The following is a 22,190-nucleotide window of genomic DNA, read 5'->3' on the forward strand; positions in this document are numbered from 1 at the left end:
TCCAAAACAATGAGGTTTGCCCGTGTCCCAGCAACAAAGCCGACTGGATCTGTTCATCGATCGCATGGTGTCACAGCGTGCCTGCCTGGATTTTGCGATTGCGCAGACAGCAGGCCAGCCCGGTCCCGTGTTTGAGTTGGGTTTGGGCAATGGGCGCACCTATCACCATATGGTGCAGTATATTCCGGATCGTTCGATCTATGTATTCGAACGTGCGATCGCCTCACATCCGGATTCAACCCCGCCCGACGATCTGGTGATTCTGGGCGATGTACGCGAGACGCTGCCTGCCTCGGTCGAACGGTTCGGTGCATCTGCCAGCCTAATTCATGCCGATCTTGGTGGACATAATCGGGAAAAGAATGACGCTTTTGCCCGCTTCGTCTCGCCTCTGATCGAGCCGTTGCTGGCTCCGGGCGGGCTGATGGTGTCGAGCGACCGGATGTATTTCGAGGCTTTGAAGGAACTGCCCTTGCCAGAAGGCGCGGTTGAAGGGCGCTGCTTCATCTATCAACGCTGAAATGCCGTGGGGTAACTTGCGTATTTAACCGGAAGGGCCGCTAACCTTCGAGATGTCATGCCTCGAAGGAAGTTGCGTCATGTTATTCTACGATTGCTCGACCGCCCCCAATCCACGCCGCGCCCGGATGTTTATCGCCGAGAAGCGCATTCAGATTGAAACGCGTGACATTTCAATCGCTGAGGGAGAGCAGCTGAGCGATGCGTTTCGCGCTGTGAATCCGCGTGCCACCTTGCCCGTTCTGGTGACGGATGAGGGGTCGGTCCTGACTGAGAATTTGGGTATCGCGGCCTATCTCGAAGCACGCTTTCCTGAACCTGCCCTCATGGGTCAAACGCCGGACGAAAAAGGCATGGTGCTGATGTGGAACGCGCTTGTTGAGCAGCAAGGCGGCTTACCGATTGCCGAAACGCTGCGAAATGCGCACCCGGCCTTTAGGGACAGGGCGATTCCCGGCCCGGTGAATTATGCGCAGATCCCCGAGCTGGCGCAGCGCGGGAGCGACCGGGTGCACAAGTTTTTCGATCTGCTCGAAAGTCGTCTGCGCGAGAGTGCGTTCCTCGCCGGTGACGCGTTTTCGCTGGCCGATATCTCGGCCTTTGTCTTCGTCGATTTCGCTCGCGTCATCAAAATGCGTGTCCCCGCCGGGAACACCGCAACGCAAGCTTGGTTTGACGTAATCAAAAGCCGCCCCAGCGCTCAGCTTTAGGTTATTTTTGCATCAAATCTCATCAGGCACAGGACTGTACAGAAATGTCTAGACAGAAGTGAACAGTGCTATTAGCGTCCTCTGCGAGTCATGCAGGGGAGTGCAGGATGAAATCTCAGTATCGTGTCGTAGTCATCGGTGGCGGCGTGGTTGGCGCCTCGGTTCTGTATCATTTGGCCAAGTTCGGTTGGTCCGATGTGGTTATGCTGGAGCGGCGGCGCTTGGCGTCCGGTTCGTCCTGGCATGCGGCCGGTGGCATCCATGCCCTGAACGCCGATCCCAACATGGCATCGCTGCAGGCCTACACCATCGACTTGCTCAGCGAGATCGAAAAGGAGTCGGGTCAGAATATCGGTCTGCACATGACCGGCGGCCTGACATTGGCCGGCACGCCTGAGCGGTGGGAGTGGCTGCAGGCCAATTACCGCATCTTCCAATCCATCGGCATTGATGATTGCGAGCTACTGACCCCGGAAGAAGCACAGCGCCGTTGCCCGATCATGTCTACTGATGGCGTATTGGGCGCGATGTGGGCGGATCGCGAAGGTTACATCGACACCACCGGCACAGTGCAGGCTTATGCCACCGCAGCCAAGAAGCGCGGTGCTGAGTATTACGAAGAGACCAAAGTCGAAGAGCTGATCCAGACCGACGATGGCTGGCAGGTGGTAACCGACAAAGGCACGATCACCTGTGAGCATGTGGTCAACGCTGCTGGTCTCTGGGCCAAACAGGTGGGGCGTATGGCTGGCGTGGAACTGCCTGTTTCGCCGCTCAAACACCACTACCTGATCACTGACTCTGTCCCAGAAGTGGCCGAAGCCGACTTCGAGATGCCGATGACGGTCGATCTCGAAGGCTTTACTTATATGCGGCAGGACCAGAAGGGCGTTCTGGTTGGCATCTACGAGGTTGATCACGAACACTGGGCTATGGACGGTGCGCCTTGGAATTATGGCGAGGAGCTGTTTCAGGAACAACTCGACCGGATCGAAAATGAACTGACGCTGGGCTTTGAGCGTTATCCTTCGATCCAGAATGTGGGCATCAAGACATGGGTGAACGGCGCGTTTACCTTCTCGCCCGATGGAAACCCTCTGGTCGGTCCCGTGCCCGGCAAGCGCGGCTATTGGTCAGCCTGTGCCGTAATGGCCGGGTTCCTGCAAGGCGGTGGCGTCGGCAAGACGCTGGCCGAATGGATGATCCATGGAGAGCCCGAGGCTGATGCGTGGCCGATGGATGTGGCACGATATGGCGATTTTGCACAAAACAAACGCTACATCCGCGAGACGACCGGTCAGTTCTATTCCCGCCGTTTCGTGATGACCTATCCGAATGAGCAATTGCCGGCAGGCCGTCCGCTAAAAATGGCTCCGGCTCATGACGCAATGACCGAGGCGGGTTGCAAATGGGGTGTGAGCTGGGACCTCGAAGTGCCGCTCTATTTCGCACCGAAAGGGTTCGAGGAGACGCCAACGCTCAAGCGGTCGAACGCACATGAGATCGTGGCTGAAGAATGTAAGGTGATCCGCGAAGGGGTTGGCTTGTTGGATATCTCGGGCTTTTCCCGGTTCGAAGTTACCGGGCCAAATGCCGAGGCATGGCTGGACAATGTCATGGCCTCAAAACTCCCCGCGCCGGGTCGGGCCAAGCTGGCGCCGATGCTGGGTGAGAATGGGCGTCTCAAGGGTGACCTCACCGTGTTGAACTGGGGCGATGGCACCTGGTGGATCATGGGCAGCTATTATCTGCGGGCTTGGCATATGCGCTGGTTTGACGATCACAAGATGGATGGCGTTACTGTGCGCGATCTGGGCGAGGAATATTGCGGCTTCGCCGTGGTTGGCCCCAAATCGCAGGCAGTGGTTGAGAAGCTGGCTGAGCAGGATATCTCGGGCCTGAAATTCATGGGCTGCGGTGAATTCGATATCGGTCTGGTTCGCGGCCGCGTTGCGCGCATGTCGGTGACCGGCGAAAAAGGGTATGAGATCAACTGCCGCTATGGCGATCATATCAAACTACGCCGCATGCTGCTGGAGGCCGGAGCTGACGAGGGCATCCGCGAATGCGGTTTCAACGCGATGTTGTCGACAAGGTTGGAGAAAAGCTTTGGCATCTGGTCGGCGGAGTTCACGCAGCTCTACACGCCGGGCATGACCGGTATGGATCGCTGGATCGACTGGGATAAGGACTTCGTCGGCAAAGAGGCGGCACTTGCCGAACGCGAAGGCAATGGTCCGGCGCAGGTTCAGGTCACGCTTGAGGTTGATGCAGATGACGCCGATGCCAGCGGGTATGAACCGATTTGGGCCGGAGGAGAGCGTGTGGGCTTTGTCACCTCGGGCGGCTACGGCCATTACACCGGCAAGTCACTGGCCATGGCTCTGGTCGATCGCGACAAGGCTGAGCCAGGGACCGAGCTGTCGGTCCATGTGGTCGGCGTTGAACGCCCCGCCCGCGTGGTTGCGCCGTCGCCTTACGACCCGCAGGGCAAAGCGATGCGAGGCTGATCATGGAGGCAGAGGTCGGAAGACGCCGTCGCCGGGGGCGTGGGGCTGAGGCGGCCCCACAGCCCAGTCGTGATGTGAACTATCGCCAGCTTCGCAATCCGTTTCCGCAGATGGAAGTATTTCCGGCGGATCAGATCGCGGACATGCACGACACCGCCCTGCGCACACTGGAAGAGCTGGGTGTAAAAGTCCTGCTGCCCGAGGCACGCCGGATTTTTGCGCAGGGCGGTGCACGCGTGGATGAAGACAGCGAGATGGTCTTCATCGGTCGCGACATGGTCGAGGCTGCAGTGGCTTCTGCCCCCAAATCCATAGCCTGTCGCGCGGGTGCGCGGCGGCGGGATTTCACGTTGGAGCTGGGCTCTTTGGTGTTTCAGCCCGGGGCAGGGGCACCTAACGCAACCGATCTGGAACGCGGGCGCAGACCGGCGACCGGACAGGATTATCTGGAGTTTCTGAAGCTCACGCATCACTTCGATGTCTTCCAGATGATCTCGCCCCAGGTGGAGCCGCAGGACGTGCCGACCAACGTGAGGCACTACTTTACGACACAGGCGCAAATGGAGCTGACGGACAAGTTCCCGTTTTTCTTTTCGCGTGGAACGCCGCAGGTGATGGACTGTTTTGAGATGCTGTCCATGGCGCGCGGGCTCAGCGATGATGATTTCCAGGCCAATCCGCATTGCTATACGATCATCAATACCAATAGCCCCCGAACGTTGGATATCCCAATGGCGCAGGGGCTGATCGACTTTGCCCGCCATGGGCAGATGTCGATCATCACGCCGTTTACGCTGATGGGGGCGATGGCACCAATCACCGTTGCCGGGGCCATCACCCTGTCGCACGCCGAGGCGCTGGCGGCTTTGACCCTGACGCAACTGACGAACCCCGGTGCCCCCGTGTGCTATGGGACCTTCACCAGCAACGTTGATATGAAATCCGGTGCACCCGCTTTTGGAACGCCGTCGCATTTCCAGGCCTCGCTGGCTGCCGGTCAGTTGGCCCGGCATCTCGGACTTCCCTGGCGCTCAGCAGCCGGGTCTGCGGCCAACATCAACGACGTACAGGCCGCCAATGAAAACCAGTTCGGGCTATGGGGCTGCCTAATGGCCGGGGCGACGGTGATCATTCACTCGGCTGGATGGCTCGAAGGTGGCCTGACCGTGTCCTTCGAGAAGATGATCTGCGACGCTGAGGTGCTGAACATGGTGGCCGAGCTATGTGCTGGCGCGCAGGCCGGTGGGGCTGAGATCGGGTTCGACACTGCCCTCAGCGAGGTAGAGCCCAGTGGTCATTTCTTTGCCACTAGCCAAACGATGGAGCGCTATAACACCGCGTTTTATGAGCCCCACCTGCATGATTATGCCAATTTCGGTACTTGGGCCGAGCGCGGCTCGATCGACGCGAACCACCGCGCAACGGGTGTGTGGAAGGATATTCTGGCGAATTTCAAAGCGCCGTCGTCGGATATGGATCGCATCGGCGCATTGAAGGATTTCATCGCACGACGCACGGAAGAGGGCGGCGCGCCGCCGGAGAGTTGAATGAACACCAAACCCATCCTTCATCGTGATGACCCGAAGGCCGAGCCGCTGGTCGGGAACATCAAGGTCACGCGTGACGATTGGCTGAACGTGGCGATGGACGTACTGATCTCGGACGGTGTGGATCAGATCAAGGTCCTGAACCTGGCAGAGCGGATGGCCGTGTCGCGGTCATCTTTCTATTGGTATTTCAAATCCCGGCAAGAACTGCTGGACGCGCTGCTGGCACGCTGGCAGGCGATGAACACGGCGGCTCTGGTGGCGCAAGCTGAGGCTCCGGCCGAGACCATAACAGGTGCGGTCTGCAATGTGCATCGCTGCGTGGTGAATACCGATCTGTTCGACACCGCACTGGACTTTGCCATTCGCGACTGGGCGCGTAAATCCGGCAAGGTGCGCCGCGCGCTGGACCAGTCCGATGCACGGCGGCTTGAAGCGTTGCATGCGATGTTCACGCGCTATGGCTATACCGAGGTTGAGGCCGAGACCCGCGCGCGTGTCCTCTATTATATGCAGATCGGTTATGACCTCGCGCAGTTGAATGAACCCATCTCGGTGCGAATCTCGATGGTCCCCCATTACCTTTATGTTTTCACCGGGGTCGAGCCGCGCGCCGAAGAAGTTGAAGAATTCAGCAGATATAGCCGGAGCCACTGGAAAGGAGACCCCGCATGAGTCAGCCAGATGCAATCATCATCGGCACTGGCGTGATCGGCGCAGCCATCGCGTTCGAGATGTCGAAGGCCGGGTGGAAGACCCTGTCGCTGGATCGCAATACGCAGGTCGGACATGGCTCCACCGCCGGATCTTGCGCCATCATCAGAATGCATTACTCGACATTTGATGGAACTGCGTTCGCGTGGGAGGGCTATCATTATTGGCGGGATTGGGCAGAGTATCTGGGGCTGCCGGAGGATGCCAATCTGGCCCAATTTCGGCAGACCGGCTGTCTGGTCATGAAGACCGGAGCCAACGGGTATCTGGACAAACACAAAACCAACAGCACCGAATTGGAGTGCCCGTTCGAGGAATGGTCACCGGAGGACATTAAGAAACACTTGCCGATCTATTCGCTTGATAGCTTTGCCCCGGCAAAGCGCATGGATGATCCCGAATTCGGACAACCCAACGGAGAGAAGATGCAGGGTGCTGTGTTCTGGCCCAAAGCGGGCTATGTCACGGACCCGGCCTTGTCGGCGCAAAACCTGATGGATGCCGCCAAACAACACGGCGCAAAAGTGTGCACAGGTGTTGAGGTGGTGGAGATCCTCACCGACGCTGGGCGTGTCTCGGGCGTCAAACTGGCCTCGGGCGAGGAAATCCACGCGAAAGTCGTCGTGAATGTCGCGGGCCCCGGCTCGGCGATCATCAACGGCATGGCTGGGGTTCTGGACGACATGACCATCGAAACCCGTCCGCTCCGGCAGGAAGTGGTGCACGTTCCAGCGCCCGAAGGTTTTGATTTCGAAAGCCAGGGTACCATCGTTTCGGACAGCGATATCGCGCTTTATTGCCGACCTGAACATGGCAATCACATCCTGATCGGATCTGAAGACCCGGAATGCGACCCGCATCAGTGGTGCGAGGACGATAAGACCTACAATCAAGACTTTACTGATCAGTGGACCACGCAGGCGATGCGATATGCGCAGCGGGTTCCGAGCCTTGGCATTCCATCGAAAACCCGCGGTGTGGTCGATCTCTATGATGCGTCAACCGACTGGATTCCGATCTACGACAAATCTAGCCTTCCGGGGTTCTACATGGCCTGCGGCACCAGCGGGAACCAGTACAAGAACGCCCCGATCGCGGGCAAGATGATGGCGGCCCTGATCGATTATTGCGAGGGCGGGGCGGATCACGATGCAAATCCGCTGCGGTTCGAGCTGCCCTATATCGGGCGCAGCATCGATGTCGGGTTCTACTCGCGCAAACGACCGATCAATAACGAAAGCAGTTTCTCGGTTCTGGGCTAGACGGCAGCGTGGGTCGGCCTGACTTTCCGGGGAACTGGAAAAAAGGCCGTTCCTATGACAGATCAAGCCCCGCATGTTCTGCTCCATGGCCGCGTAAACCCTTCATGCATATTATCACCATCAACAACGCATGGTGTCTCTGCAGTGATTGGGGATTCCTCATCCACCCTGAGAGCTTTCCTGCCGACATCGATATGTTCGACAAACGGTGGCTCAAGATCTTTCGATCCTCATGTCCGCATCAGGTCGCCTGACCGGATTGGCCTTTCAGCAGTCCGTCAGCCTTGAGGCGCGCCGCGCGGGCGGCCTCGATGCGGACCGGACCATATCCCCGGACCTCATCGGCGCAAGCCAACGCATCATACCAAATGGCGTCATCCTCGGAGGAATAGGTTGCCTGCAACTGATCCAGCAGTGACTGATACCATCCCAACATATCCCGATGCAGACGCGCCTCAGCGTGATACCCAAAGGGGTTAAACGCTGATCCGCGCAAACCACGCAGCTGTGATAACCTCTGAAGAACCGGGCGCATCCACGGACCCAATGCAAATTTGAGCGGCCTTCCGCGTTCATCTTTTCGCCAGCTGAACATCGGCGGGGCGAAGTGGTATTTGGTTTTGAAGTCACCCTCGAACTGCTGCGCAAGTTCATCCGTGAAGGCAGAGGATGTGTGCAACCGGGCCACTTCGAACTCGTCCTTATAAGCCATGAATCGGAACAGGTTGCGGGCCACGGACTCCAGGACACGACCAGAAATTTCCGGCTTGGATGCACGGATTGCTTCGATCTGCTGCGCATAGCGTTCAGCATAAGCCGCGTCCTGATATTCTGTCAGATACGCAACCCGACGCGCGATCATCTGATCGAGCGTTTCTTCTGCCTCGGTCGGTTGCGTCAGCCCCTGAACCCGGCCGGGATCAACCGCCAGGCATCGCCCAAGTGCGAAAGCCAGCCGGTTCTTCTCGATCGCGACACCGTTGAGCAGGATGGCCTGAGCCAGCGCGCTGTGCGAGACGGGTACCAGTGCCTTTTGCCACGCGTAGCCCAACATGATGACATTGGCGAAGACTGTATCCCCAAGCAGCGCCTCGGCAATTGCGTTTGCATCAAGGCTGGACAGATTGTCAGCTCCCACCACATCGGCAATGGCCTGTTCCCGTGCATCGACCCGAAGCTGAGCATCACGCCGCAGCACAAGATCTCCGGTCGGCATCTCGGCCAAGTTCAGCACGACCTGTGTGCCATGCGTATAATGGGCGGAGGCTTTGGGTGCCGAACTGACGACCACATCGCAGCCAATCACCGCATCCGCCGCGCCCTGATCAATACGAACCTGGTTAAGCGCATCGGGTGCGGTGCCAAGGCGAATATAGCTCAGCACTGTTCCGAATTTCTGGGCAAAGCCGGTGAAATCCAGAACTGAGGCCCCTTTGCCCTCCAGATGCGCCGCCATGGTGATCAAGGCTCCAACTGTAACTACGCCGGTTCCGCCGACGCCCGTTACCAGAAGATCGAATGGCTTATCCAGTGAGTGAACTTCAGGAGTGGGTAAATCCGCCTCAATCACATTGAGGTCCAGTTCTATGGTCCGCTTTCTACGGGTTGCGCCCTCGATGGTCACGAAACTCGGGCAGAACCCGTTCAGGCACGAGAAATCCTTGTTGCAGGAACTCAGATTGATTTTGCGCTTGCGACCCAGCGGGGTTTCGCGCGGTTCAACGCTCAGGCAATTCGACGCGACTGAACAGTCGCCGCAGCCTTCGCAGACCAGATCGTTGATCCAGACGAAGGTCGAGGGGTCCTCCATCGTGCCACGCTTGCGGCGGCGGCGCTTTTCGGTGGCGCAGGTTTGTTCATAGATCAGAACCGTGACACCGGGAATGTCGCGCAACTCTCGTTGCAAGCTGTCCATCTTTGCCCGATCGTGAAACGTGGTTCCCACCGGGAAATTGGCGCGGTCGAATTTGGAGATATCATCCGAGACCAGCGCGATCCGTTCTACCCCCTCGGCGCGACAGGTCTGGGCAATACCCGCTACGCTGACAGGTCCATCTACCGGCTGCCCTCCGGTCATCGCGACCGCATCATTGTAGAGGATTTTATACGTGATGTTCGTCTCGGCAGCTACAGCCTGACGGATAGCGAGAGAGCCCGAATGATACCACGTTCCCTCACCAAGGTTCTGGAAGATGTGCTTGCCGCCGTTGAATTGCGAAGCCACCACATGGGGCACGCCCTCGCCCCCCATCTGCGCATAGCCGACCGTCTCGCGATCCATCCACGAGGCCATGACGTGGCAACCGATTCCGCTGGCGGCGGTGGAGCCTTCGGGAACTTTGGTCGAAGTATTGTGCGGGCAACCCGAGCAGAAATAGGGTGTCCGCTTTGCGCCGGAAACACTTATGACGGGCGGAGGTGTTTCAGTCAGAGCGCGCGCCTTGGCGGGCAGGTTTTCTTCCGGAAAGAACGTATCAAGGCGGGCGGCCACGATGGGGGCTAGCATCAAGGGGCTGAGCTCCCCGGTCCACGGGATCAGCGGCTCACCATGGCTGTCATACTTCCCCACCATTTTGTGGGGTTTGTCACCGGGCCAGTCATAGAAGTATTCCTTAAACTGGCTTTCGATAATGCCGCGCTTTTCCTCGACGACCAGAACCTCGGCTTTGCCCTTCACAAAGCGCAATGCGTTGCGGCGCGCCAGCGGCCAGACCATGCCAACCTTGTAGATGTCGATCCCCAGACGGCGGCAGGCGGCCTCATCCAGACCCAGCAGACGCAAGGCCTCCATCAGATCCAGATGCCCCTTGCCGGTGGTCACGAAGCCGAACTTCGCATTGTCGATGTCATAAATGCGCCGGTCGATGGGGTTCTCTTCGGCAAAGGCCCGTACGGCACGCAGCTTGTGTTGGATACGAGTTTCAATCTCGGGTGAGGGCAGGTCTGCGGTCCGCACATGCAATCCGCGTTCGGGCAGGTCAAGTCGCGGCAGTGTGAAGCTTCGGTCTGGACGCAGGTTGACGGAGCGTGCGCTCTCGACTGTTTCCGAGATGGCCTTGAACCCGACCCACGTGCCAGAAAAGCGGGACAGGGCGAACCCGTATTCCCCGAATTCGAGATATTCCCCGACCGAGGCGGGGTTCAACGTGGGCATGAACCACGCCATGAAGGCCACATCCGACTGGTGCGGCATCGAAGAGCTGACGCAACCATGGTCATCGCCAGCCACAACCAACACTCCGCCTTTTGGTGCAGAGCCGTAGGCGTTGCCGTGTTTCAAGGCATCCCCGGATCGGTCGACACCGGGGCCTTTGCCGTACCACATGGAAAAGATACCCTCGACCTCGCAATGCGGATCCAGTGTTGCCTGCTGCGCCCCAAGCACAGCCGTCGCCCCGAGGTCTTCGTTCACTGCGGGCATGAAGGTGATGCGGTCGGTTTTTAACCGCTCCTTGGCGCGCCAGAGTTCGAGGTCCAATCCACCCAGAGGAGAGCCGCGATATCCCGAGACAAAACCGGCTGTGTTCAGACCTGCGTCCCGGTCCCTGCGTGCCTGATCCATCATGATCCTAGCCAAAGCTTGGGTGCCCGTCAGAAAGACCCGGCCTTGGGTCAGGGCATAGCGGTCCTCAAGCTGATAGATGCGGGGGTTGGGGTCGTGGTGGCTCATTCCGGCGATCCATGGGTGTTAACTGTAAGAGTTGGAAGTTTATCCCGGCGAGGCTGAATAATTTTGCCTAAAATCGCGAGATATGTGAGTAAACAGGATGAGTATCTCGAATCTTTGAAAAAAATCGGATAAATAAACCACTATGACTGAACTCGATGACAGAGATCGCCGCCTCCTCACTCTGCTGCAAAGTGATTGCCGCATGTCCAATGCCGAATTGGCCGATACCGTCGGAATGTCGGCTTCGGCCCTTTGGCGCAGGGTCAGAGCGCTGGAAGAGGCGGGGGTGATCGAGCGTTATGGTGCATTGGTAAATCCTCCCGCTATAGGGCTTACCTTCGAGGCTATCGTGCATGTACATCTGACGCGCCACGACCCCGAGAAGATCGTGGATTTCATCCGGGCCGTTGAGACCAGCAAGGAAGTTCAGGAGTGTTATGCCACGACCGGGCAGGCGGACTATCACTTGCGCGTTCTGTGCCGCGACCTTGCGGCCTATAACGTTTTCCTCGAGGATTTTTTGTTCCGCTTGCCAGCCGTTGCCAGCGCGCAAACCAATGTCGTGCTGCGCCCGATCAAGCGGAATCGTCCGGTAGTTCCCTGAGTATCAGGTGGCGAAGGACACCCAAGCCCAAGCCATGCCGATATAAGTCAGGTTGTGCATAAGCTGATCCAGACCGGCAGCGCGCCAGAATGCGGCCTGATTGGGTTGCAGCTGCTTTCGCTCTGAATAATGCGCTTTAGCGAAGTCGATGTGGAAATGCACGATCCACTCTAGCGCGGCAATGATCAGGATGAATTCTACCGGCGCGCGAAACAGCGCGAAGATAAGGACTGAGCCCACGACATGCACAGCTGCGTGCTGCGCGCGCCCCACATGGAAATACGAGCCTCGCCCGGAAAGCATTTTGGGCGTCTGTAAATAATAATCGGCAAACATATGTTTGATCTGAAGCAGACAGAGCAACAGAAACACAGCGCCAAAACTGGCAGGCAAATTAATCCTCCCGATATCGTCCTGAATCAGAAGACTAGGGGGTAATTGGCTGCCGCGCAAATGAACTTGTTCACACAAGGGTAATTCGGCGCAATTTGGAAATTTAATTGCGTCCACGGATACGATTGCGGTAACTTCGGGCTGTTGTATTCACGCCAAAAACATCGATTTGAGCGGCGGATCAAAAGCAGGGGCGGGTTCCATAGAACGAACGATTTTTCGGTTCATCTGGAAATACTCCAAGCGCGACCAGTTGATCCTGCTGGCCGTGACAGCGACGCTGTTTCCGTTGTTGTATCTGACGCTGGAACTGCCCAAGCGTATTATCAACGATGCGATCGGCGCGACCAGCGATATTGTCAACGTCTGGGGTTATGCGCTGCCGCAGACGACGTTCCTGATGATCTTGTGCTTTGCCTTCCTGGCGGCCGTTTTGGCCCATGGCTTGATGAAGATGCGCATCAATACCATGAAAGGTGTCCTGAGCGAACGGATGCTGCGCCGTTTCCGGTATCAGTTGATCAGCCGCGCGCTCCGCTTTCCGCAACCCTATTTCGAGCGTGTGAGCCAGGGCGAGATGGTCTCGATGATCACCGCCGAAAGCGAGCCGATGGGCGGGTTAATGGGCGATGCGATCAGCCAGCCAGTGCTGCAGGCCGGGCAAATGATCACCATCCTGTCGTTCCTGTTTTTACAAAGCGTATGGTTCGGGTTGGCAGCGGTTGCATTGATACCTTTGCAGGCTTGGTTGATTCCGCGCTTGCAGCGCCAAATCAATCTTCTGAACAAGAAACGCATACAAGAAGTCCGCGTACTGGCTGCTCAGATCGGCGAGAACGCGGCGGGTGCTTCGACCCTGCGGGCCAATGGCGGTTGGCGCTATCGTCGGGCGATGATCTCGGATCAGTTGGGCCGGTTATTCGGCATCCGGTTCGAGATTTATCAGAAAAAATTCTTTATGAAGTTCATCAACAACTTCATCTCGCAACTGACGCCGTTCATGTTCTATCTGGTGGGTGGCCTGCTGGTGTTGCAGGGTTCGGTTTCGCTAGGGGCGCTGGTGGCCGCGCTGGCGGCGTATAAGGACCTGAGTTCTCCATGGAAGGAATTGCTGACCTATTATAACCAGACGCAGGATATGTCGCTGCGCTGGGAAGTTGTGATTGAACGTTTCGCGCCGGACGGGATGATCAACGAATCCCTTTTCGATGGCGAGCCCGACCAGCGTCCGCATTTGAATGGCGATATCGTCCTTAACCGGATTTCGGTACGCGATATCGACGGTAATCAGGTGCTGGACGATCTGGATCTGACCTTTCCTGCGGGCCAGACCATCGGTATCGCGGCCCCCAGCGAAGAAGATCGCCACGCCCTGACCGAATTGCTAACGCGCGAGGTTTTGCCCACCTCAGGAAGGCTTGAGGTTGGTGGGGTCGATATGTCAGGGCTGCACCAAAGCGTTGTTGCAGCGCGGATCGGTCTGGCGACCTCGCGCCCGGTCATGTTTCAGGGAACGCTGGGCGAGAACGTCATGATGCCGATCCGGTCGCGTCCGATGTCTACTGCGACCGAGGATCCCGATTTCGCCGAGACATTGCGGGCGGGCAACAGCACAGATCCCTTTCAGGCGGAATGGTTAGACCCCGGACTTGCCGGTTTCGACGATATCACTCATCTGCGTGAATGGTGGCTTAGACTGATCGACGGCATGGGTTCGGGTGCAACGCTGTTCCAGCGGGGCGCCGAACAGGTTTTCAATGCAAAAGAGCGACCGGAACTTGCAGCCAAGTTGGTTGAATTGCGCCCATTGGTGCAAAAAGCTGTGCGCGAGGCTGGGCTGGAACAGCAGGCGTTGGTCTTTGACCGTTGCGCTTACAACCCCGCGCTGCCTGTGGTAGAGAACCTGCTGTTCGCGACCCCTCGTGTGCCGGTCACACAGCAACTGTTGGCAAAACAAACGGTGTTCCTGGGGCAACTGCGGGAGCTAGGGCTGGATGAAACACTGGCCAACCTGACCCGAGATGTAATCGAAATGCTGCGCCAGATCTTTGGATTGGACGGCACAGATCATCCATTATTCCGCAAGCTGGGCCTTGAGGTCACAACCTACGAGGCGGCAGTTGAGCTGGTCGAACAGACCCGCAAGGAAGGCGTCAGCGGGCTAGATGACGAGCAATTGGCCAACCTGCTGGCTGTGCCATTCGTGATTTCGGCGGAACAGATCGGCCCGGCTTTCTCGGACGAATTGAAGAACCGCATTCTAGAGCTGCGACACAGCCATTCCGAGAAACTGCTGGAACGGTTGCACAACGTCTTTGTGCCACTGGATGAGGCCACCTTTGCACCGGGTTTGACGGTGATGGAGAACGCGCTCTTTGGCAAGGTCAGTCAGATTGGCGGCGCGCGCACGGATGAGGCACGCAAGCTGATTGTGGATGTGTTGGCCGAAAACGGCGCACGCCCGATGGTGGTCGAACTGATCTATGACGTGCCGGTGGCGTTGGGTGGTCAGAACCTGCCTGCAGTTTTTGCCGAACCTCTGGCCTTTACCCGTGCTGCGATCAAGAAGCCGGATATCCTGATCCTCGAAAACGCGCTGGCCAGTTACGATATGCAGACGCAGGTGGCGGTGTATAAGAACCTGCGCGAATTGCTGCCAGAAGCGACCGTTATCTATCTGAATGACCAATTTGAAAGCCCGGACGTATTCGACATGTACGTTGAAATCCGGCAAGGTCGCGTCGTGACGGATGAAGGACCCACCGATGTCGAAGGCGACGGCGCGGCCTCGGCTGACCTTGGGCGCAAGCTGCGGGCGCTGGAGCAGACGCCGCTGTTCTCTGGTCTGGACCGTCGTCAGTTACGCCTGCTGGCCTTTGGTGCGCGCTGGTTCGATGCAAAGCCGGGGCAGGTGATCTTCCTCAAGGATGATCAGCCGACGGATGGTGCTTATGTCATTCTGGAAGGCGAAGCGGGATTGTATCTGCCCCATCCGGGAGAGGCAGATCAGTTAATCACCAAGGTCGGGGCAGGGGCTTTGGTCGGAGAGCTTGGCCTGATCCGCAAGGAGCCACGCGCGCTGAGTATGATCGCCGAAACCGATCTGTCGTGCCTGCGCATCGGGGAAGAGGAATTCCTGGCGGTTGTCGAAAACGATGCCGCGACAGCATTCAAGCTGTTGCAGGTGATTGCGGGATACGTCTCGAACTGACCGGATCAGCTTTCTGGCTGGCAGAACAGGTCATAGAGTAGCGCTATGACGCGTTCGGTCTTGCCGTCGTTCAGTGCGTAGTAGATTGTTTTGCCTTCGCGGCGTGCTTTGACCAGCTGTTCTTCGCGCAAGCGGGCTAGCATCTGGCTGACTGCTGCTTGCCGCATCCCCAGCAGAGCTTCCAATTCGCCCACGGATCGCTCACCTGCACCCAGGTGACACAGGGTCATGAGACGGCCTTCGTGCGCCAGCGCTTTCAGGAACGTGGTCGCTTGAGTGGCGCTTTCTTTCATGTCAGCCGAGGTATCTGCGGATGGTGTCTTGGTTTCAGGGGGCTGCGTCGTCACTTAATAAACCGATATGCCATTAGGGGGTTCGCATAATATGCCCCAACTGGTCGCGGATTGTCACCCCTCGGTTGCCGGAGCACCACCCTGAAAGGCGTTTCCATGCTCATAATCGCAAGGATCTTCCTGCATCTGCAGGTGCAACCCGTCGCCTGAATAAGGGTTGGCGCGGGCAAGGTCCTCGTCCACATCGATCCCCAGGCCGGGTGCGCTCGGTGGGGTGACGAAGCCGTTTTCGACCCGGATCGAGCTTTTGATCAACTGGTCATGGAACGGGGTTTCGATGGTTTCCAGCAGCAGGAGATTTGGAATGGATGCAGCCAGATGGATGTTGGCCGCCCACTCTACCGGTCCGGCGTAGAGGTGAGGTGCCATTTGGGCGTTGAACACTTCGGCCATAGCGGCGACTTTTTTCATCTCCCAGATACCGCCAGCGCGACCAAGCGCGGGTTGCAGGATTTCGGCGGCACCAGCACGCAGAACCGCGCCGAATTCAGCTTTGGTGGTCATCCGCTCACCCGTTGCAACAGGGATGCGTACAGCGCGGGCCACGCGGGCCATGTCCTCGATCATGTCGGGCGGGGTCGGCTCCTCGAACCAGAGCGGCGAATAAGGCTCAAGCGCCTGACCCAGACGAATCGCGCCGGCGGTATTGAACTGCCCATGGGTTCCGAACAGCAGATCGGCTTTGTCGCCCACGGCCTCACGAATGGCTTTGCAGAAGGCCACCGACATTGAGATATCGGTCATCGCAGGCATATGCCCGCCCCGGATGGTATAAGGGCCTGCAGGGTCGAATTTGACGGCCGTATAACCGCGACGCACCATTTCAGCAGCACATTCCCCGGCCTGTTCAGGTGAGGTCCAGAAGTCTGTCAGATTATGCTGAGGCAGGGGGTAGAGATAGGTATAAGACCGAATGCGATCATTCATCCGCCCGCCCAGCAACGCATAAACCGGACGATCCCGGTCTTTGCCAAGGATATCCCAGCAAGCGATCTCAAGCCCTGAAAATGCGCCCATCACGGTCAGATCAGGGCGTTGGGTGAAGCCACTGGAATAAGCGCGGCGGAACATCAGTTCGATATTTTCGGGGTTCTCCCCCATCATGTGTCGTTCGAACACATCGCGGATGACATGGGTCATGGCTTCGGGACCGACGGAAGAGGCGTAGCATTCGCCCCAACCGATCACGCCCGTATCGGTCGTGACCTTGACCAGTATCCAATACCGCCCGCCCCAACCGGGTGCCGGAGGCGCGGTGACGATGACATCGAGATCCTGCAGTTTCACTTGGTATTCCCCCGGTTATCAGTCCCTGTCAAACAGGATCACATTGCGCTTGGCAGCACCGGTTTTGGTGTCCTCGATCGCCTCATTGATCTGCGACAGTGACCAACGACCCGAGATCAGCTCATCCAGTTTCAAACGCCCCTGTTCATAAAGATCGATCATCCACGGAATGTCCCGCTGGATCACAACGTCCCCCATTTTCGAACCGACCATACCCTGTCCCAGCGCGGCGAGAACGACGGGTTCATAGCTGGACATATCGCCCGAATGCGGCATCCCGATCATGATCGCCTTGCCGCCCCGACCCAGATAACGCGGGGCCTGATCATAAGCAGGGATCGCGCCGACGGTGATCAGAACCGCATCCGCGCCACGCCCGCCGAGGGCTTTATATGCGGCCTTCCACGGCGCATCGAGGCTACCCAAAACGCCATGTGTTGCGCCGAATTCCTTGGCGATCTCGAGCTTTTCTTCGGTCATGTCGACCGCAACGATCCGCCGCGCCCCGGCGATGCGTGCGCCCTGTATGGCGTTGAGGCCAACCCCGCCCGCACCAATCACGACAACATCCTGTCCGGGGCGCAACTCTGCGGCGTTCACCGCAGCGCCAACCCCGGTGATCACGCCACATGAAAGCAGGCTGGCGAGGTCCTTTGGCAGTGTTTCAGGGATTTTTACGATCTGACGATGGCTGACCACGACTTTCTCGGCAAAGGCTCCGCAGGCCATGGCTTGTTCCAGAGCGCCGCCGTCAGCGGTGCGCAGTGGGCCCTTAACGGTGTCATACGGCGTTTCGCAAATGGTAGGCTTGCCGCCTGCACAGGATGGGCATGATCCGCAGGCGCGGATCAGGGTCACGACCACGGGATCGCCTATCTTGAATGCCCCGGCGCCCTCTCCGATTGCCGAGATGACACCCGCAGCCTCATGTCCGTAAACGGCGGGCAGATGTCCGCCCCACGCCCCGCTGGCGAAAGAGATGTCCGAGTGGCAGATCGCCACCGCATCGAGCGTGACCTCGACCTCGCCCATACCGGGTGGTGCGATCAGAATATCCTCGATCACCAGTGGCGCGCCGAATTCCCGGCACACGGCTGCTTTGATGGATTGCATGTCTTTCCCCGTTCCTTTTTCAGTCACGGTGACCCGTTGCGGATCAACAGGCAAGGCGGAATCCGCCACCCGGGTGTCGCTGTTGTGCTGAAAGGCAAACGAGGAGGGCGGAAACGCCTAATACACGCCTAAATTCGCTGCGATATCTGGTGCAGCAGTCCGGCCAGATGCTCCGGATGCGAAAAAAACGGTGAATGAGAGCTGTCGATGGTCAGGCTCAGGTTCGGATTTGCGCAATGTGCCATCTCGGCCTGATACTCGGTCGGAACGGTACGATCATCCGCTGTACGGATATAAGCCTTGGGTACGCGTGCGAAATTCTCACTCAGATCCAGCGGAGTATCTTGTGGCGCGATTGCTTGCGGGCAAAGACGCCCGAGAGCATAGGCAACAACTTCGCGCGGACAGTCATGATAGAACAACCCGTGCACCCGGTCCGGCAAAACACTGTAGGACAGACCATCTGCAGATTTCTCGACCGCATCCCCGATCAGCTGGCGCGGTGCACGTTTGCGCATTTCGATCATCGAAAGACCGGATTGCGGGACATATGCGCAGAGATAGACCAAAGCCCGCATCGCGTCGGGCGCGGCTTCGGCTGCCGCGCTGATCGGGTAACCGCCCCAGGAATGCCCAACGATAATTGTCTCTGGCTTTGAGGCATTCAGTACCGCATCCCGGCAAGATTCCAGCGTGACATCGGGAATGGGCGTTGGATCAGAGCCGTGGCTGGGCATGTCGATGGCGCGCGCAGTATGTCCGAACGTGGAAAGCTCGGGGATCAGATCGCGCCAGCACCAAGCACCATGGCAGGATCCGTGAACCAGCAAGAAATCAGCCAAGTCTACACCCCCTCACACATGACCGGTCTCGGCCAGAAAACCGTTAAGAAGTTCGGCATACTCTGCCGGCCGCTCTACACAGGGCAGGTGGCCTGCCTTGCGGATCAGTGCAAATCGCGAGCCGGGGATCAGATCAACCGTTTCGCGCACGAGATCGGGTGGGGTCGAACCATCTTCGCTGCCAGCTACTCCAAGCGTGGGCAGGCGCAGGCCACTGGTCGGCGTATAGAAATCAGTTCCCGAAATTGCCGCGCAGCAGCCGAGATACCCTTCCAAGGGTTGCCGCACCATCATGTTGCGCCACAACTCCAGGTCGACATTGGCGCGGAAGGGTTTTGAGAACCACCGCTCCATGGTGGCATCCGCGAGCGCCTCGATCCCACCTGCGCGGGCTGCGTCCATGCGCTCCTGCCAGATCTTTGGCGTACCGATCTTGGCGGCAGTATTGGAAAGGACCAGCGCCCGGATTTGATCCATGCGCTTTACCGCCAAGCCCTGCGCAATCATCCCGCCAATCGACAGGCCGATAAACATGCAGTCTTTGACTTCAAGATGGTCCAGAAGTCGTTCGGTGTCGCGGACCAACGCCCCCATGGAATATGGACCATCGGGTTGCGAAGACAGGCCATGGCCGCGCTTGTCAAAGCGGATGATGCGCAGGCCTTTTGGAAGCAATGGCAGGATCGGATCCCAAAGGCGTATGTCGGTGCCGAGGGAATTGCCGAAGACCAGTGGCGCACCATCTGGGTCCCCGTCAATGCGGTAGTGTATCTTGACGTCTCCAAGATCGGCGATGTGCATGTGAGAGGTCCCGAGCAAATGGCTTCGAGCTACAATAGTGCACGTGTTGCACGCGCTTGTCAGGTCAGGAATTCCAACGCTTGTTCAAAAATCTGCGGGTCCACATTGCCACCCGAGGCAACGACGATCACCGCATCGCCTTCGATTTCATTGGCCCGAAACAACGCCGAAGCCAGCGACACCGCACCGCCGGGCTCCAATACGATCTTGAGGCGCAGGAATGCCATGGCCATTGCGCGCAGTGCCTCCTGCTCGGTGACCGAAAACCCCGGTCCGCAGAGCCGGTTTAGGATCGGAAAGGTGATCTTTCCCGGTTCTGGTGTTAGGATCGCATCGCAGATATTGCCGGAAGACGCGGTATTGTTCTGAATTGAGCCCGAAGCGAGCGAGCGTTTGACGTCATCAAATCCCTCCGGCTCACACGGGCGGGTGCGCAGACTGGGGGCGTGGCGCTCCAACGCCAGCGCGATGCCCGAGGTCAAGCCGCCGCCGCCGCAACAGATCAACACATCCGCCTGCGTGACGCCCTGCGCCTCAGCTTGTCGCGCCAGTTCCAGCCCGACCGTGCCCTGCCCCGCGATCACCTGTGGTTCGTCATAGGGCCGGATCAGGGTCAGTCCGCGCTGGGCGGCCAGCGCCTCGCCGATCTCCTCCCGGCTTTCATTGGCGCGGTCATATAGAACGACCTCGCCCCCAAGTGCCCGCGTGTTCTCGATCTTCAGCTGCGGCGCGTCCGACGGCATGATGATGACCGACGATATCCCGTGCTGGCTGGCTGCATAAGCAACCCCCTGTGCGTGGTTGCCCGAGGAATAGGCGATGACGCCCCGCTGTCGCGCAGTGTCATCCAGAGCCGAAATCGCGGACCACGCGCCGCGAAACTTGAAACTGCCGGTGTGTTGCAGACATTCAGGTTTCACCAGCACCCTGCGTCCGGCAATCTCGTCCAGAAACGGTGAAGACAGCAGCGGCGTTTCGCGTGCATGTCCCTTCAGCCGCTCTGCGGCGGCTTCGATCATCTCAATACTGCTCATGTCGCGTCCAATGTCTTGCGGATTACGTCGAGGGAGGCGGGCTCATCCAGAAAGGGTACATGCCCCCGATCAGCGATCTCGGCCCAGATCAGGTCGGGATGACGGCTTTGCATTTCGCCGAGCGTAGCGGCTCCGAACACGTCAGAATTTGCGCCCCGGATCACGCCAGTCGAGATATCGCGTAACGCGTCGAACAAGGGCCAGAGATCGGGCGGTAGCCCCGCGGCGGCCTGCTGGATCAGAGCTTCGCGCAGGGCGCTGTCATAGCGCAGATCGAGGCCTGTTTCAGATTGCAGATATTGATGTTCAACCTGCTGACGCCAGATGGTGAGCGGCACGCCGGGAAACCGCGAATCCATGATCTTTTGTAGCGTCTCTGCCGCCTCGTCATAGGTTTTTGCGCCGGGCTGTTTGCCCACATAATCCATGATCTTGGCGATACCCTCAGCTTCGATCACAGGCCCGACATCGTTCAGGATGACACCAGACAGACGTTCGGGGTGACTGGCGGCCAGGGCCATGGCGATCAACCCACCGCGAGAAGTGCCGAGGATCGAGACCATTTTTAGGCCCAGATGATCCAGTAACTCGATCACATCCAGCCCTTCGCGCAGGATATTGTAGTTCATGAAATCCGGGTCGTGATCGGACTGTCCGCGCCCGCGATAATCCATCGTGATCATCCGCAGATCGCTGATATGCGGCGCGAGGAACGAGAAATCTCGACTGTTGCGGGTCAGGCCCGCAAGGCAGAGCAAAGGCTGGCCCGATCCGGTGTCTTCAAAGTAGAGGCGTTTGCCATCAGAGGTCGTGAAAAACGCCATCAAAGCCCTGCCAGCTGAGGTATCGCTGTCAGATCAGACATTACATGCGCCGGTTTCCACGGCAGACGGTCCATTGGCTCACCCGCACGGTTGACCCAGGCCGTGACAAAGCCGTAGCCACTGGCGCCGGCGGCATCCCAGCCGTTGGAGCTGACGAACAGAACCTCGTCTCGGGCGCAGCCAAACCGATCTTGGACCAGGTCATAGACGCGGGCATGCGGCTTGAAGACGCCTACGCTTTCGACGGACAGTACATCGTCCAGAACCTCTCCGATCCCGGCAGATTGCACCGCACCATCCAGCATCGGGGGCGATCCGTTGGACAGGATGGCCGTCTGTAAACCACCTGCTTTCAACGCCTTCAGCATCTCGGGAACCTCGGGGTAGGCCTGCAACTCCCAGTAAAGGTCCAGAAGACGTTGGCGCAGAGTGTCATCACCCTGCAAGCCAACCGCTTCTAGCGCCCAATCGAGCCCGTCTTGCGTCACATCCCAGAAATCGCCATGCGCATCAGCAACCGCGCGCAACCAAGTGTATTGCAGCTGTTTCAACCGCCAGTGATTTGCCAACTCAGGCCACTTGTTGGCCAATCTCTCGAACCCCGGCTCGGAGGCGGCCTGTCTTGCTGCGGCGGCAACGTCAAAAAGCGTGCCATAGGCGTCGAATACACAAGTGGTGATTGCCATCTGATCCTCCCCTGATCGGGCGCAGGTAAGCACAACCGCTCCACAGGTTAAAGAGGGCAGGGTTTACAATAGCGTGTCAGCCTATACGCTGCGCCGCTCATTCCCCTTGA

18 protein-coding genes are annotated in these 22,190 nt (G+C 58.4%); 8 read left to right on the top strand and 10 right to left on the bottom strand.

Annotated elements, in window-relative coordinates; all coding sequences use genetic code 11:
* Positions 1-22 precede the first annotated feature (22 nt).
* From ACR3EM_RS01410 to ACR3EM_RS01435, 6 genes are all read left to right on the top strand, one after another.
* On the top strand, positions 23-520 hold the full coding sequence (locus ACR3EM_RS01410) for a class I SAM-dependent methyltransferase (RefSeq protein ID WP_480469038.1): 498 nt from the start codon (positions 23-25) through the stop codon (positions 518-520).
* Between the two features lie 79 nt (positions 521-599).
* Positions 600-1,229 carry a glutathione S-transferase gene (locus ACR3EM_RS01415; RefSeq protein ID WP_480469039.1) on the top strand — a complete coding sequence of 210 codons (630 nt, stop codon included), beginning with the start codon at positions 600-602 and terminating at the stop codon, positions 1,227-1,229.
* A gap of 107 nt (positions 1,230-1,336) precedes the next feature.
* Positions 1,337-3,739 carry a GcvT family protein gene (locus tag ACR3EM_RS01420; RefSeq protein ID WP_480469040.1) on the top strand — a complete coding sequence of 801 codons (2,403 nt, stop codon included), beginning with the start codon at positions 1,337-1,339 and terminating at the stop codon, positions 3,737-3,739.
* Between the two features lie 2 nt (positions 3,740-3,741).
* Positions 3,742-5,286, top strand: a complete 1,545-nt coding sequence (locus ACR3EM_RS01425; RefSeq protein WP_480469041.1) for a trimethylamine methyltransferase family protein — start codon at positions 3,742-3,744, stop codon at positions 5,284-5,286.
* A complete protein-coding gene (locus tag ACR3EM_RS01430; protein ID WP_480469042.1) occupies positions 5,287-5,961 on the top strand; it encodes a TetR/AcrR family transcriptional regulator in 675 nt (224 codons plus the stop codon).
* Positions 5,958-7,262 carry an NAD(P)/FAD-dependent oxidoreductase gene (locus tag ACR3EM_RS01435; protein ID WP_480469043.1) on the top strand — a complete coding sequence of 435 codons (1,305 nt, stop codon included), beginning with the start codon at positions 5,958-5,960 and terminating at the stop codon, positions 7,260-7,262. Before ACR3EM_RS01430 ends, ACR3EM_RS01435 begins: the two co-directional genes overlap by 4 nt.
* A 241-nt stretch (positions 7,263-7,503) precedes the next feature.
* Here the strand turns inward: ACR3EM_RS01435 and ACR3EM_RS01440 are convergent, their stop codons facing one another.
* Entirely contained in the window at positions 7,504-10,932 is a 3,429-nt protein-coding gene (locus ACR3EM_RS01440) for an indolepyruvate ferredoxin oxidoreductase family protein (protein WP_480469044.1), read from the bottom strand.
* 142 nt (positions 10,933-11,074) lie between these two features.
* On the opposite strand from ACR3EM_RS01440, the gene ACR3EM_RS01445 reads away from it, so the two are divergent.
* Positions 11,075-11,536: an Lrp/AsnC family transcriptional regulator gene (locus tag ACR3EM_RS01445; protein ID WP_480469045.1), complete on the top strand. Its 462-nt coding sequence runs from the start codon at positions 11,075-11,077 to the stop codon at positions 11,534-11,536.
* Positions 11,537-11,539: 3 nt separating this feature from the next.
* Here the strand turns inward: ACR3EM_RS01445 and ACR3EM_RS01450 are convergent, their stop codons facing one another.
* Positions 11,540-11,929, bottom strand: a complete 390-nt coding sequence (locus tag ACR3EM_RS01450) for a DUF3307 domain-containing protein (RefSeq protein WP_480471876.1) — start codon at positions 11,927-11,929, stop codon at positions 11,540-11,542.
* Between the two features lie 169 nt (positions 11,930-12,098).
* Here ACR3EM_RS01450 and ACR3EM_RS01455 point away from each other — a divergent pair, with 169 nt between their 5' ends.
* Positions 12,099-15,140, top strand: coding sequence for an ABC transporter transmembrane domain-containing protein (locus ACR3EM_RS01455; RefSeq protein WP_480469046.1), 3,042 nt, complete (start codon positions 12,099-12,101; stop codon positions 15,138-15,140).
* A gap of 5 nt (positions 15,141-15,145) precedes the next feature.
* Here ACR3EM_RS01455 and ACR3EM_RS01460 read toward each other — a convergent pair whose 3' ends face one another.
* The 8 genes from ACR3EM_RS01460 to ACR3EM_RS01495 all read right to left on the bottom strand — a co-directional run bounded on the left by ACR3EM_RS01460 (position 15,146) and on the right by ACR3EM_RS01495 (position 22,080).
* Complete coding sequence (locus tag ACR3EM_RS01460) at positions 15,146-15,433, bottom strand: ArsR/SmtB family transcription factor (protein WP_480471877.1); 288 nt, start codon at positions 15,431-15,433, stop codon at positions 15,146-15,148.
* A 114-nt stretch (positions 15,434-15,547) separates the two neighbouring features.
* Positions 15,548-16,780 (bottom strand): mandelate racemase/muconate lactonizing enzyme family protein, encoded by a 1,233-nt coding sequence (locus ACR3EM_RS01465; RefSeq protein ID WP_480469047.1) that lies wholly within the window; start codon positions 16,778-16,780, stop codon positions 15,548-15,550.
* A gap of 18 nt (positions 16,781-16,798) precedes the next feature.
* A complete protein-coding gene (locus tag ACR3EM_RS01470) occupies positions 16,799-17,893 on the bottom strand; it encodes a Zn-dependent alcohol dehydrogenase (protein ID WP_480469048.1) in 1,095 nt (364 codons plus the stop codon).
* A 128-nt stretch (positions 17,894-18,021) separates the two neighbouring features.
* Positions 18,022-18,735, bottom strand: coding sequence for an alpha/beta fold hydrolase (locus ACR3EM_RS01475; protein WP_480469049.1), 714 nt, complete (start codon positions 18,733-18,735; stop codon positions 18,022-18,024).
* Between the two features lie 12 nt (positions 18,736-18,747).
* On the bottom strand, positions 18,748-19,536 hold the full coding sequence (gene pcaD, locus ACR3EM_RS01480; protein ID WP_480469050.1) for a 3-oxoadipate enol-lactonase: 789 nt from the start codon (positions 19,534-19,536) through the stop codon (positions 18,748-18,750).
* A gap of 59 nt (positions 19,537-19,595) precedes the next feature.
* Positions 19,596-20,570, bottom strand: a complete 975-nt coding sequence (locus ACR3EM_RS01485; protein ID WP_480469051.1) for a threonine ammonia-lyase — start codon at positions 20,568-20,570, stop codon at positions 19,596-19,598.
* Positions 20,567-21,394, bottom strand: coding sequence for an alpha/beta fold hydrolase (locus ACR3EM_RS01490; RefSeq protein ID WP_480469052.1), 828 nt, complete (start codon positions 21,392-21,394; stop codon positions 20,567-20,569). Before ACR3EM_RS01490 ends, ACR3EM_RS01485 begins: the two co-directional genes overlap by 4 nt.
* Entirely contained in the window at positions 21,394-22,080 is a 687-nt protein-coding gene (locus ACR3EM_RS01495; protein ID WP_480469053.1) for a haloacid dehalogenase type II, read from the bottom strand. Before ACR3EM_RS01495 ends, ACR3EM_RS01490 begins: the two co-directional genes overlap by 1 nt.
* Between the last annotated feature and the right edge of the window lie 110 nt (positions 22,081-22,190).

The organism is Ruegeria sp. AH3 (assembly GCF_056536265.1).